This window comes from Streptomyces sp. NPDC026092 (assembly GCF_040638605.1).
In the GTDB taxonomy this organism is placed as follows: Bacteria; Actinomycetota; Actinomycetes; order Streptomycetales; family Streptomycetaceae; genus Streptomyces.
The window spans coordinates 1-13,279 of the sequence record NZ_JBEZYN010000027.1 but is presented as its reverse complement, the minus strand read 5'-3'; the positions used below and the strand labels follow the sequence as shown (position 1 = coordinate 13,279).

The following is a 13,279-nucleotide window of genomic DNA, read 5'->3' as shown; positions in this document are numbered from 1 at the left end:
ACAACTCACCCTGGGATCATCTCACGGCCCCACTTTGGCCCCGGCTCGGCCGTGGTGATGCGGTGGTGGAGTGTACGGCGGCGGGAGTCCGCGATGGCCGCGCGTTCCGCCACTGCTGTCACCGCCCTCCTCAGGACCGGGTCCGTGAGGGTGGGGAACTCCGTGGCCATGGCCGAGTTCAGGGATTCTTCGGATTCCAGGGCTGCGGACAGAAGTGTGTCGGCGGTTTGGTGGGGTGTCGCGCGTAGGGCTTGGGAGGCCGTCCTGTCTCGGGGTTGGAGGACGTACCAGAAGGCTGGCGGGAGGGCCACTCCGCCGGAGACCGTGAGGTGACGGGTGGGGGGTACTCGGGGGTGGCGGGGTGAGTGGTGGCCGTCCTGTTCCCAGAGGAGGGTGCCGTCGGAGGTGTAGGCGCGTACTCCGGTTCGGGTTTGGGCCTCCGCCAGGACTACGTCCTCCCCCTCAGGGGCTTCCGGTGGTGCCCACAGGGCCCACGGCTCCTGGCCCTTGCGGTCGATCGTGAAGCGGGCCGTGCGGCCGTCCACGCTCTCGAGGAGGTAGTGGTCGGGGGCGTGCTCGGGGTGGTCCGTGCGGAAGGAGATCCTGGTTCCCAGCAAGCCGTCGCGGGTCCCCAGAGGCGAGGCCGGTAGGCCCTTCGGGAGTGGGGCCAGTTGGAGGGCTTCCGTCGCCAGGGTCGTGTCCGAGTCGGTCGGGGCGCTCAGGAAAGCCGGGAGGGGCGTCACCGCCTCGCGTTCGCCCGTGCGCGGGTGGACCGTCCGCCACGGCTGCTTGGCGAAGACCGCGTTGGTCCAGATCGTGGAGCCGTCGCCGAGTTGGAGTTCGTCGCTGTCGATGCCCTGCTTGCCACCGGGGCGCAGGACCCCCGTGCCGCCGTGCCGGCCGCCGCCGTCGGCGGTTTCGAACTGGAAGCCGTACGCGCCGTCCAGGCTGCCGCCGTACGGGACCAAGCCGCCGACCTCGTCGGGGGCGAAGGGGTCGTCCGGGTGGTCGGACCAGATCGCGGTGTCGCAGTAATACGGGTTCGGCTTCGCCGTCCAGCTCACCAGGAACGAACCGCCCACGTAGTGCACGGCGAACATCGTCGCGTCGTCCGGGATCGTGTAGCGGCAGGAGGCCCGTACGCCGTCCGGGGCCACGGCCACGGCGCGGTGGCGGCCGAAGACCGTCAGGACCGGCCATGTGGACGTCACGCCCGACACCCCTGGCAGGGGGCCGCCCTCCCCTTCCGCGGCCTCTGTCGCTTCCGTAGCGAAGTCCTCGTAGATTCTTTCCAGCGCGGGCCACGCCAGTTCCTCCGGCAGGCCCGCCGTGAGGGAGCGGCGCAGTGTGCCGGCCGTACTCGCTCCGGCGAGGGCGTCGGCGATGCCGTCCAGGGCTTCCACCGTCGGCGCGTCCAGGAGGAGTTCGAGTTCCGTCAGGGCTTCCTCCGCGCCCGCCATCCCGCCGGCCGCAACGGTGGCGACGAGCTTGTCGACTCTGGCGGCCACGTGGCGGGCGATGCCCTTGTTGCCCGGCAGCAGCGTCACCGCCGTACCCGGCCTTCGCCGGCGGTCCATGAACCCCTCGGGGAGCAGAGTCGCGTGGACCGTCTCCTCCAGCCGTGGGCCGAACACCGGGTCGGCCGCGAGCGCTTGGAGGTCGCGTCGGGAGCGGTCACCCCAGAAGCGCATCCTGACCTGCGGTCCGGGATCGACCACCTCCACCCCGGCCGCCAGGCACGCGTCCAGCACGTCCGCGTCGAAGCCCTGGTAGTGGTGGCGGGTGGTGTGGACGGTCAGCGGGTCGCCGCCCTCCGCCCGCAGGCGGGGGCCCAGTCGCTCCACCAGGTCGCAGAGTTCGGCCGGCAGCTGCTGCCGGGCCACGCCCCCGCCGCTCTGGGCCGCGTACTGGTACATGCGCACGAAGTTCCCGACCCAGTGGCGCAGGCCGCCCTGCGGTACCACCCGCCCAGACTCCATGCCCTCCGTCGCGCCCGAGGCGATCAGCATCCGCAGCCACGCCCCGCCGTCCGTGGCGCCGTCGGGGAAGATGCCGAGGAGGCCGGTCGCCACCGTGTCCGTCGGCCGGTTGGTACGGAGGAGGGTGGCGGCGGCGTTCAGCAGCGCGTCCGGGACCGCCTTGTTCCGGGTGACGGCGAGGAGTTCGCCGACCAGCCTCGCGGCCTCCGCGTCTCCGTGTCCGGCCGCCTTCGCCGAGGCCTTCACGCGGCGCACGAGGTCGGCCGGAAGGTCGGCCGGTGAAGCCGTCCAGGCGGTCAGGAAGGTGTCCAGGGCCGCGTGCGCGGCGGCGGGCTCGGACGTCTCGGCGAGGAAACGCTGGTGGGCCGCGAACTCCTTGGCGGGCATGGCGCCGCCCCGGGCGAACAGCAGGGCGTTGGCCCTGCGGTAGCCGGGGTCCACCGCCAGCTCGTGCTCGACCTCGGCCGCCCGCGCGGCCGCGTACGCCCGTCCGCCCGGCCTGCCGCCGTGGCCGATGAGCCGGTGGCCGACGGTGTCCCAGAACCACGGCAGGTGCGCCGGCGGCAGACGGCGGGCACGCACCGCCATCGCGTCGACGAACCGGCCCGGCTTGCTCCAGGAACGGTTGAATTCCGTGCCCATCTCCGCGACCAGGTCTCGCGCCGCACCGGCCATGTCGGGGTCGTGGGCGTCGGCCCAGTCGGCGTACGTGGTCGACACGTGCGCCCCTGTGGCGGTGGGCAGCAGGGCATCCAGCGAGACGGTCATGATCCCGATCGTCCCACGCCCCACTGACATCGAGAGGGGAGGGAGCGCATACCCCTGCGAACACGCCGAGCCCCCGGCGCGCAGCGCCGCTCGTGCGGGGCGATGGCAGAGTGAGCGGTGTTGCCAACAGGGTTCCGTCCGTGTGTGGTTCGGCCCCGCTTCCCCTGGACCGAGGAGAACCCCTTCCGTCATGCGGCTCCACCGTCCCCGGCTCCGCCTCCTCGCCGCCCTGGGTGCGCTTCTGCTCCTGCCGCTCGCCGGATGCGCCGACAAGGACCCCGCCTCTCCCCCGCCCCCGGCCAGTGCCCCGACCGCGGCACCGCCCGACGTACGGGAACGGCTGCGGGAGTTGGAGGGCTCCTACGACGCGCGGCTGGGGGTGTACGCCCTCGACACCGGCAGCGGCAGGGAGGTCGCGTACAACGACGGGATGCGTTTCCCCTACGCCTCCACCTTCAAGGCGCTGGCCGCCGGGGCGGTCCTGCGCGGCCGTAGCGACGCGGACATGAACCGGGTCGTGACGTACTCCCGGAGCGATCTGGTCCCGCCCTCCCCCGTCACCGAACGCCACGTCGGGACCGGGATGACCCTCAAGGCGCTGTGCGACGCCGCGGTCCGGTACGGGGACAACACCGCAGCCAATCTCCTCCTCGACGCGCTCGGCGGGCCCGCCGCGCTCGACGCCGTACTTGAGGAACTCGGCGACACCGTCACCCAGGTGGAGCGGCGCGAGCCGGAGCTCAACCGGTGGGCTCCCGGGGCCACGCAGGACACCAGCACGCCTCGGACCCTCGCCGCCGACCTGCGGGCCTTCGTGCTCGGCGACGCGCTCCCGCCGCCGCAGCGTGAGCAGTTGGCGGTGTGGCTGCGCACCAGCACCACCGGCGCGGAACTCGTCCGCGCCGGGGCGCCCTCCGGCTGGGTCGTGGGCAACAAGTCAGGAGCGGGCAGTACGTACGGAGCCCGTAACGACATCGCCGTCCTGTGGCCGCCGGGACGGGCGCCGATCGTGCTGGCCGTGCTGTCGCACCGGCATCGTCCCGACGCCGAGTACGACAACAAGCTGATCGCGGACGCCGCCAGGGCCGTCACGCAGGCCCTGTCCTGATCAGAGTGCCTGTGCTCGGTGGGTGATGCGGCCGTCGAGGACCGTGAGCAGGACGGGCAGGTCCGCCAGTGCCGTGGCTTCGGTCGTGAGCGGGTTGTCGGCCAGGACCGTCAGATCGGCCCGGTGGCCGACGGCGAGCCGGCCCTCCTCGTGTTCCTGGCCCGCCGCGAACGCCGGGCCCGTCGTCATGCCCTGGAGTGCGTCCAGGGCGTCGAGGGCCTGTTCCGGGCCGTGCGGGGGCTGGGTGAGGTCGCGGGTCGGGCGGCGGTGGCGGGCGCCCGCCATCACGCCCAGGGGCGGGAAGGAGGCGATGGGCCAGTCCGAGCCGAGGACGACCGTGGCGCCCGACTCGCGCAGGTCCCGGCAGCGCCACGCGCGCGAGGCGCGTTCCTCGCCCAGACGACGGGACCAGTTGTCGGTGTGGTCGGCGCGGGTGAAGTCGCAGCAGTGGGTGGGCTGCATCGAAGCGATGACGCCCAGTCCCGCGAAGCGGCGCAGGGTGTCGTCGGGAACGCTCTCGATGTGCTCGACGCGGTGCCGAACCGCCTGCCGTGCCGCGAGCCCGAGCGCGTCCCGGGTCGCGCGCCCGCCCGCGTCCCCCGCCATGTGCCCGCCCGCGGCCTGGGCCTTCTCCACCGCGTCCAGGGCGTGGCGTACCGCCGCGTCCCCGATCGCGTGCGTCGCCGTCGGCACCCCCGCGGCGTGCAACTGGGCCACCGCGCGCGTGTAGGCGTCGGGGTCGGGCCAGAACGCCTGGACGGAATCGCCCAGCCGGTCCGGGTGTTCCAGCCAGGCCGTGCCGTTGTCGATCGTGCCGTCCATGAACAGTTTCACGCCCTGCACACGCCACAGGTCCCCGCCCATGCCCTGCTGCTCGATCAGGGCGGCCACCCCTGCCTCGTCCGTGCCGGGCTGGCACCACGGCGCGACGCGCAGCCGCAGGGGCAGGTCGCCGGCCGCTTCGAGTTCCGCGTACAGCGCGAGGCTGTCGCCGTTGGCGTCCATGGCGTGGCCGCCCGTCAGGCCGGCGGCCGCCATGTCCCGCAGTACCGCGGCCAGCCGGTCACGGCGCTCCGCGCGCGAGGGCTGCGGCGCGACGCGTTCGACCAACTCGCAGGCCGCGTCCTCCAGGAGCAGGCCCGTCGGCCTGCCCCTCTCGTCGCACACGATCTCGGCGGACTGCTCGAAGACCCGCGGGCCGTCGATCCCGGCGAGTTCCAGCGCACGGGCGCTGGCGAGCGACGAGTGCGCGTCGAAGAGCTGGAGCAGCGCCGGTACGCCGTCAAGGACCGGGGCGAGCGCCGCCGCCTCGACGGGACGGTCGCCGAACACGTTCGGGTCCAGTCCCCAGCCGAAGAGCCATTCGCCCCGGTCCAGTTCCCCGACCGCCCGCGCCAGTACCTCGCGCAGGGACTCCAGGTCCGTACAGACCGAGAGGTCCAGGCCCTGCGTCAGCTCGGCACCCGATACGGGGTGGAGGTGGCCGTCGACCAGGCCCGGGACCACCACCCCGCCCCTGACGTCCACGACCGTGGTGGAACGGTCGGCCAGGGCACGGATCTCGCGGTCGCCGCCCAGCGCGACGATCCGGCCGGCGGACACCGCCACGGCGGTCTCCGGCAGGACCGCACCCGTACCCGGGTCCAGCAGCCGCGCCGACACGATGATCAGGGAACAACCCACAACAACAACTCCAAGGTGATGAGGTAAGGCCAGGGCAAGGGACCGGGGAGCCCTTGCGTCATTCGGCGCGCGTCATTCGGCGCGCGTCGGCCGCTCGCGTCAGTCCGCTCGCGTCATTCAGCCCGCGTCAGTCCGCTCGCGTCGAGGTCAAAGCCCCTTCAGCCAGGCCCAGTTCGCGTTCCGCCGTCGTCAGCGCCATGCGCGTCACCGCCTCCGGGCGGTTGCTCCGGTCGGTGTTCGCGTGGGCGCCGAGGCCGTCGAGGACGACCAGGATCTGGATGGCCGCCGTCCGCGGGGCGTCCGTACGGAACTCCCCCGCCGCCACGCCCTCGCGGATGAGGCCCTCCAGACGGTCGTCGGAGGCCCGCTCCATCTCCGCGACCCGCTCACGCAGCAGCGGGCGGTAGCGGCTCAGATGGCGCGCGTTGATCCAGAGGCGGCTGATGTCGTCGTACGCGTCACCCGTCGACAGGGCGAAGTAGCGCGCGAGGTGCTCCGTGGGCGTGCCGTCGGGGCGGTCGGCGGGCAGCAGCGCGTCCAGTTCTCCCGTGGCGGCGGTCGCGAAGGCCTCGGCGACGAGTTCCTCGGCCGAGGGGAAGTAGTGGCTGATCAGGCCGGGGCGGACGTCGAGCTCCTCGGCGATCCGCCGGAGGGTCACACACTCCAGCCCTTCGAGCAGGGCGACCCGGGCCGCGGCCTCGACGATCTCCGCGCGACGGGCCTCGGGAGTCTTGCGAATTCGTTTGCGCTGGACGCTTGACGGCATACGAGCGATGCTATTGAGTGTGCGACCAATAAGCAAGCAGGTCGGCACGACACGCATCCGGAGGGCCTCATGGCATCCACCATCCCCGACCCCCGCCCAGGCGCCCACGGCGCGCACGCCGCGCCGCCGGACACCGAGCGGGCGGGCCGGGTCGAGGTCCACGGCATCGACCACATCCCCGACACGGAACGGCACGGACGGCCCCGCGAGCTGTTCTCCGTCTGGGCCGCGGCCAACGTCAACTACCTGAGCCTGGTCATCGGCGGCGCCCTCGTCCTGATGGGGCTCAGCCTCTGGCAGGCCCTCGCGGTGATCGTCGTGGGCAACCTGTTCTGGCTGCTCACGGGCGTGCTCGCGATGTCGGGACCGGCGGCGGGCGCGCCGAGCGAGGTGATCACCCGGGCCATGTACGGGGTCCGGGGCAACCGGGTGAACAACGCGATCACCGGCTGGTCCATCTCGGTCTGCTACTTCGCCCTCAACCTGGCCGCCGCCGCGTCCGCCGCCTTCGCCCTCGTCGCCAGGACCGGCCTGCCGACGAACACGGTCGTCAAGACCGCCGTCGTACTGGTCATCGCGGCCGTCACCCTGACCATCAGCGTCTACGGGCACGCCCTGATCGTGAAGCTGTACCTGCCGATCACCCTCGCCCTCGCCGCCGCCTTCGGGGTGGTTGCGTACGCGGTGCTGCTGCACGCCGACTTCGGCTACGCGCCGCAGGACCGGCTCGCCGGGACGGACCTCTGGGCGACGCTCCTGGCCGGCGTCACGCTCATCGCCGCGGGCCCCCTGTCGTACACCACCAGTGCCGACTTCTCCCGCTATCTGCCGCGTACGGCGTCGTCGCGGGCGGTCATGGGGTGGACCGCGCTGGGCGGTTTCCTGCCGAGCGTCGTCGTCTGTTCCCTGGGGGCGCTCGCGGCCACCGCCGTCGACATGACCGATCCGCAGACCGCGCTGGAGGAGATCCTGCCCGGCTGGTTCACCCCGGTGTTCCTGCTCGCTCTCGTCCTCGGCACGATCGCGATCAACGCCCTGACCGCGTACAGCGCCGGTCTCGCCCTCCAGGCCGTCGGCATCCGCATCCGCCGTTCCCTCAGCGTCCTCGTCGACGGGGCCGTCGCCTCGGGTCTCACCCTGTACGCGCTGCTCGTGTCCAACTTCCTCGACACCGTCAGCAACGTCCTTCAGCTGACCGTCGTACTCCTCGGTCCCGCCACCGCCCTCTATGCCACCGACATCGCGCTCCGCCGCAACCGCTACGACGGGCCCGCGCTGATGGACGAGAGCCGGACCAGCCCCTTCTGGTACACCGCCGGGGTCGGACTGCCGGGCGCGCTCGCGCTCGGAGCGGGCGTCGCTTCGGCCGCGCTGTGCGTCAACACGCTGTACACCGGCCCCCTCGCCGCGGCCCTCGGCGGCATCGACCTCGCCCTGCCCGTCGGCATCGTCGTCACCTCCGCCTGCTACGCGCTCCTCCGGTCCAGGACTCCGGTCCCCGATCTACGCTGATGACTCGGGTCCGACGTGGAGATGGGGGACATCGTGTCCGGCGAGTGGATCTACACCGACTGGGTGGAGAGCGCGTCCGAGGACGGCGTGCACAGGGCGGAGACGCGCCTCGGGGTGAGAGTCCCCACCTATGAGGGCCACAAGTTCGTCCAGTGCGCGCTGTACCGGAAGACGTACGTCGTGGACGAAGGCGTTCGCCGCCTCGACCACAGCCAGCGTGAGTACGTCCCCATGGACAACAGGTTCGCGAAGCCCAAGGTCCGCAAGCTCAGTCGGTACGAGATAGTTCCCGCGGCGGGAGGACCTGCCATCAAGGGCACCTTCCGGCCGGACGGCGGTCCGGCCTCTGACGGCCTCTTCTTCGACAGCGCGGAAGGGCTCGACAATGGTGAGTACACGTTCCGGACCGCCGAAGGAACGACGACCACCTGGACGAGCGAGACCGGACAGGACATCACCCTGACCGTCCCCCAGCACCAACTCACCATCACCGTCGAGGGATCCGCACCTCGGAAACTCACGACCGCCGGCTGGTTGAACCGCGCACCGCGGTCGGACCGGGCAGCGGCGGATTCCGCCAGCCCCGACGATCTGGCCTCAGGACTCCGGGACTGGGAGCTGAGCGGGGAACCGATGTCCGACGCGAGCGCGTCGTACGCCTTTCGCGGCCCGGGACGTGGCGGCATCTACTCGGACTGGGGCCATCTCAGGGCGTGGGCCGAGCAGGAGCAGGTGGGGCGGTTCGACGGCGAGCGGCTGTCCGGTGGGGAGGTGCGGTACTACTGGGAGCCGGCCACTCGGATCGTGCGCCTGAGGGTTTCCACCCTCTACCGGGGTGACCTCTTGGAGGCGCTCCGGGCCAACCCCTGGGTGCGGATCGTCCGCGAGGGCCCGTACGGCGGTGCCTGGGCGGCGGCCGAGGGCAAGGTCGAGATTTCCGCGCCTTCGCGGGAACCGGGCGACGAGGTCGGCCGGGAGCTTCTCATCACGGCCCGGCTGAACGGCTATGCGGAGGAGCGGGTCTACCAGGAGGCCGTCGCGGAACAGGCGGCGGTGGTCCGCATGCGTGTCACGCGTCTCTACGGCGCGCATCGGCCGAAGGCCAAGCACGACGAGTGGGAGGAGCCGATGTACTGGTGATGTCCACCGACGTCGCGACCGTGCGGGCGACGTACCCATCCCGTGGAAACAGGAAGGAGGGCCCATCATGATCCTCCCGAAGGTGAGGGACCCTCGCTTCGTGACGATCCGCCGCGGAGGGACCCTCACGGATCAGGATCATCATCTCCTCGGCCTTGGGGCGGCAGCCTGCGCCGAACACGTACTTCACCACTTCGAGTCGGTCCGGCCGGAGGACCCACGGCCACGCCAGGCGATCGAGCATGCCCGCGCCTGGGCGCGTGGCGAGGTCAAGATGATGCGGGCCCGCGCGGCGGGCGGGCATGCCATGGGCGCGGCTCGAGACCTGCGTGGCGCGGCGCGGCACGCCGCGTACGCCGCCGGCCAGGCCGGAGTCGTCGCACACGTTGCCGCGCACGAGCTCGGTGCGGCCGCCTATGCGATCAAGGCCGCACGCGCTGCCGCGCCGGAAGGCGAGGGAGAGGCCGCGGGACGCCTCGAATGCCGGTGGCAGCGCGACCGGCTCCCGGAGGAGATTCGCGAACTCGTACTGGACGACCAGCGCTTGCGCAACGACATCTGCTGGTCGGTGTTCGACTCCTGAGCGCCCGGACGCGGCCCCGGCACGCCCCAGGTCTCCCGTGCGGTGAGGGCCGGGTGGGAGCGCCGTCCTCGCTTCCACCCGGCCCGGTTCATGGGGCCGTTCAGGCGGACCCGAGTGGGGCGCGGGACGTCAGGCGGGACAGGAGGGCCTCGCGGTGTGCGGGGTCGGTGGCGAGGTCGATGGCCGTCCAGGCCATGGCGAGTCCGCCGTCGAGGACCGCGCGGTCGGCCTGTGGGGTCGTGCCGTAGCGGGTGAACTCGGGGTTGTGCATGATCGTGTCGCCGGAGTCGTACCCGATCATCGGGTGGATGGTGGGGACGACGTGGGAGACGTTGCCCATGTCCGTCGAGCCGGCCCGCAGGTTCGGGTCGACGTCGGGGACGGTGCGGCCGAGGGCGCGGGCGGCGGCGAGGTAGCTGCGGCCCATCGCGAGGTCCTGGCGGAGGTCGGCGTAGTCGTTCCCGACGGTCTCCAGGGCGAGTTCGGCGCCCGTGGCGAGCGCGCCGGCCTCGAAGCAGGCACGGATCCGGGCCTGGAGTTCGGTCAGCTCCTCGGCCGTGTCGGCCCGGCAGTCGTAGTCGGCGGTGGTGTGGGCCGGGATGACGTTCGCGGCCTCGCCACCGGAGGTGACGAGGCCCGAGACGACCGAGCCGGGCCGCATCTGCTGCCGGTACGCGGCGATGGCGACCTGGGCGATCATCATCGCGTCGGCCGCGTTGACGCCCCGTTCCGGCATGGCGGCGGCATGGGCGGCGCGGCCGGTGTAACCGACCTTCCAGCTGCTGATCGCGAGCGAGGTCAGGCCGACGGAATCCTGCGGGGCGGCGTGCACCATCATCGCGGCCGCCACGTCGTCGAAGGCGCCGCCGTGCAGCATGTCGACCTTGCCGCCGCCGAACTCCTCGGCGGGGGTGCCGAGAAGCTTCACCGTGATGCCCAGGTCGTCGGCGAGCGGGGCGAGGACCAGGGCGGCGGCCACCGAGGCGGCGCCGTTGACGTTGTGGCCGCAGGCGTGGCCGATGCCGGGCAGGGCGTCGTACTCGGCGCAGATGCCGATGACGAGCCCTCCCGTGCCGGCGGTGGCGGTGAACGCGGTCGGCAGGTCGCACACGCCACGGGTCACGTCGAAGCCGGCGGCCTCCACGAGGTCGGTGATCCGGCGGGCCGAGCGGTGCTCCTCGTAGGCGAGTTCCGGGTCCGCGTGCAGCTGGTGGCTGAGGGCGAGGACCTCGTCCTGGCGCCGCGTCAGGACCGCCCGGGCGTGGTCCGTCGGGGTCGTCGTCGTCACTTGGGGTCCTCCGCGTTCTTGGGGGTGCGGTACAGCAGGGCGATCGCGGCGCCCGCGAGCGAGACGGCGACGCAGATCGTCCAGGACGTCGTGTACGCGCCGAGTTCGGGCAGGACCGCGCCGGCCGGGGTACGGGCCGCGAAGACGGTGAGGACCGCCGCCGCGCCGAGGGATCCGCCGACGTTGATGAGGAGTTCGTTGATGCCGGAGCCGACCGAGGTGCGGTCGTGCGGCACGCTCTCGACGGCGAGCGTGCGGGTGGAGTGCTGGAGGAAGCCTGTACCGATTCCCGCCACCGCCGTACCGGCAAGGAACGGCAGCATCGAGGTGTGCCAGGTGAGCGAGACCAGGTAGCCGACGGCCATGAGGACCGAGCCTGCGACGAGGGTCAGCCGGTCGGAGATCGCGGCGGCGACGGCGGGCGCGGCGAGCGCGCCGAGGGCGAGCGCCAGCAGGTTGGGGAGCATGGCGAGGGCGATCGCGAAGGGGTCGAGCCCGAGGCCGTAGCCGTGCTGGGCCGGGGCGGTACCGAGGAAGACGGGGTTGGCGACCTGGAGCCCGAGCATGCAGAAGGTGAAGGTGAGGGTCACCAGGGAGACGGTGACGACGTTGCGGTGCCGGAACATCCGTACGTCGATCATCGGCTCGGCGGTCCGCAGTTCCACCAGGACCCACAGCGCCGTGACGAGGGCTCCGCCGACGAGGCAGCCGAGGGTGCGGGCCGAGTTCCACTCCCAGCCGGGCAGGCCGCCCATGCCGAGGCCCAGCATGATCGCGACGAGGCCGAGGCAGAGCAGGATCCCGCCCGCCCAGTCGATGCGTCCGCCGGGTCGGTGGGCGGATTCGGGCAGCAGGCGCCAGGTCGCGGCGAGGGCGAGGCCCACGGCCGCGGTGGGGACCCAGAGGGCGGCGGTGGGGCTGTCGACCGTACGAGCGACGAAGCCGCTGGCCACCAGGCCGAGGGCGAGGCCGCCGACGAGCGCGGCGACCATGAAGCTGATGCCCCGGCGGCTCTCGCCGCCTCCCGCTCCCCCACCGTCCGCCGAGGCGGTGGCGCGGTTGCGGAGCATGCCGACGAGCAGCGGGAAGAAGCCGGCGAAGGCGCCCTGGAGGATCTGGCCGGTCAGCAGCACGCCGAAGGAGCGGCTCAGGCCGACGAGCACGGAGCCGAGCAGCACGATGGCGAGGTTCCAGCGCAGGACCCGCCGGTGACCGTAGAGGTCGCCCATCCGGGAGAGGACGGGCGTGAACGCCACGCTGGAGAGCAGGTTGGCGATGCTGATCCAGTTCAGGTCGGCCGCGGTCACCCGGAGGGTCTCGGTGAGCCCCTTGAGCAGCGGGGACAGGAAGCCCTGGGTGATGCCGCTGGACAGCTCGACCAGCACGACGGAGGCGATCACGGCGGCGGCGGGCGTCGCACGGACGGCGTGCGCCGCCGGTGGTCTGCGCAGTGTGCCGGTGTCCGTCATACGTATCACCTGTTCGAGGAGGGGCCCTGGGGCCGGGCGGGAGAGAGCGGGGGCGGAGGGCGCTCGGGGGGCCGGTCGTCGTCGGCCTGCCGCGTGGCGGAATCCGCACCACAATGTGGCGAGTGGGCCGGTACCCGGGCAAGAGTGGGCCCGAGAGTCGGGTGAAGGCGGCATGCGGGTGGGGGCCCGCGGCGGATTCGGGCAGGGCGAGGGCGTCGAGGGTGCTTCTCGGTCATGCCGGAGACGGCGTCATGGCGATGTCGTACGGTCCGGTGGCGCCGCCCGGTCAGGGGGCGGGTCCGCCGGCGCGCGGAAGCGGAAGGAGGTGTCCTCGGTGGCCACGGAATCTTTGCCCCCGTCGGAGGGTCTGGGCCTCGACGCCCTGGACCATGCCGTGCTGCGGGCGCTGCACCGCGATCCGCGTGCGCCGTTCGCGGCCGTCGCGGCGGCGGCCGGGGTCCATGAGCGGACGGTCGCGCGACGGCTCGACCGGATGACGGCCGGCGGGAACGTGGGGTTCACGGCGGCGCTGATCCCCGAGTACCTGGGCGAGGGCGTCACGGCGGAGCTGGCGGTGCGCTGCGCGCCCCGCCGGGTGCACGAGACGGCGCTGGCGCTCGCGCGGCGGCCGGAGACGCGGTCCGTGGAGGTCGCGACCGGAGCCCTGGAGGTGTTCGTCGAGTTGAACGTGCCCGACCACGACGCGCTGCTGACCGTCGTCGACTCGGTGGTGGGGCGGATGGACGGGGTCGTCGACATCCACTCGTCCGTGGTGCTGCGGCTGCTGCTCACCGCCAGCGACTGGGCGCCGTACGACGACGAGCCGACCGACGTACGGCGCCACGCCATGGAGGGGCGGACGCTGCCGGAGCCGCTGGCCGTGGACGGCGGACGGTGTCGAACTGATCGTCGGCGTCCAACGCGACCCCCGGTTCGGCCCGGTGGCGATGGTCGGCCTCGGCGGGGTGCTCACCGAGACCCTG

The 13,279-nt window shown here is 72.5% G+C and carries 10 protein-coding genes and 1 pseudogene; 6 read left to right on the top strand and 5 right to left on the bottom strand.

From position 1 onward, the window contains the following. Positions 1-5 precede the first annotated feature (5 nt). A complete protein-coding gene (locus AB0F56_RS31985) occupies positions 6-2,747 on the bottom strand; it encodes a hypothetical protein (protein ID WP_362016065.1) in 2,742 nt (913 codons plus the stop codon). Between the two features lie 190 nt (positions 2,748-2,937). Here AB0F56_RS31985 and bla point away from each other — a divergent pair, with 190 nt between their 5' ends. Beyond that, positions 2,938-3,855, top strand: a complete 918-nt coding sequence (gene bla / locus AB0F56_RS31980) for a class A beta-lactamase (RefSeq protein ID WP_362016063.1) — start codon at positions 2,938-2,940, stop codon at positions 3,853-3,855. On the opposite strand, the gene AB0F56_RS31975 is transcribed toward bla, so the two are convergent. Further along, on the bottom strand, positions 3,856-5,538 hold the full coding sequence (locus AB0F56_RS31975; protein WP_362016061.1) for an amidohydrolase: 1,683 nt from the start codon (positions 5,536-5,538) through the stop codon (positions 3,856-3,858). Between the two features lie 127 nt (positions 5,539-5,665). After that, positions 5,666-6,304, bottom strand: coding sequence for a TetR family transcriptional regulator (locus AB0F56_RS31970; RefSeq protein ID WP_362016059.1), 639 nt, complete (start codon positions 6,302-6,304; stop codon positions 5,666-5,668). 69 nt (positions 6,305-6,373) lie between these two features. On the opposite strand from AB0F56_RS31970, the gene AB0F56_RS31965 reads away from it, so the two are divergent. From AB0F56_RS31965 to AB0F56_RS31955, 3 genes are all read left to right on the top strand, one after another. Then, positions 6,374-7,816, top strand: a complete 1,443-nt coding sequence (locus AB0F56_RS31965) for a cytosine permease (protein ID WP_362016057.1) — start codon at positions 6,374-6,376, stop codon at positions 7,814-7,816. Positions 7,817-7,837: 21 nt separating this feature from the next. Then, complete coding sequence (locus AB0F56_RS31960; RefSeq protein ID WP_362016055.1) at positions 7,838-8,956, top strand: hypothetical protein; 1,119 nt, start codon at positions 7,838-7,840, stop codon at positions 8,954-8,956. 67 nt (positions 8,957-9,023) lie between these two features. Next, complete coding sequence (locus AB0F56_RS31955; RefSeq protein ID WP_362016054.1) at positions 9,024-9,539, top strand: putative immunity protein; 516 nt, start codon at positions 9,024-9,026, stop codon at positions 9,537-9,539. A gap of 100 nt (positions 9,540-9,639) precedes the next feature. Here AB0F56_RS31955 and AB0F56_RS31950 read toward each other — a convergent pair whose 3' ends face one another. Further along, on the bottom strand, positions 9,640-10,827 hold the full coding sequence (locus AB0F56_RS31950) for an amidohydrolase (RefSeq protein WP_362016052.1): 1,188 nt from the start codon (positions 10,825-10,827) through the stop codon (positions 9,640-9,642). Continuing rightward, the gene (locus AB0F56_RS31945) at positions 10,824-12,296 is read right to left on the bottom strand and encodes an MFS transporter (RefSeq protein ID WP_362016050.1); all 1,473 of its coding nucleotides are present in this window, start codon (positions 12,294-12,296) and stop codon (positions 10,824-10,826) included. Before AB0F56_RS31945 ends, AB0F56_RS31950 begins: the two co-directional genes overlap by 4 nt. Here AB0F56_RS31945 and AB0F56_RS31940 point away from each other — a divergent pair. Continuing rightward, positions 12,187-13,017 (top strand): annotated as a pseudogene (locus AB0F56_RS31940) (Lrp/AsnC family transcriptional regulator); the annotation flags it as partial. The gene AB0F56_RS31945 and the pseudogene AB0F56_RS31940 sit on opposite strands and share 110 nt — an antisense overlap. Before the next feature lie 181 nt (positions 13,018-13,198). Continuing rightward, positions 13,199-13,279: acetate--CoA ligase family protein (locus tag AB0F56_RS31935; protein WP_362016249.1), on the top strand; the 81-nt coding region annotated here is incomplete at its 3' end.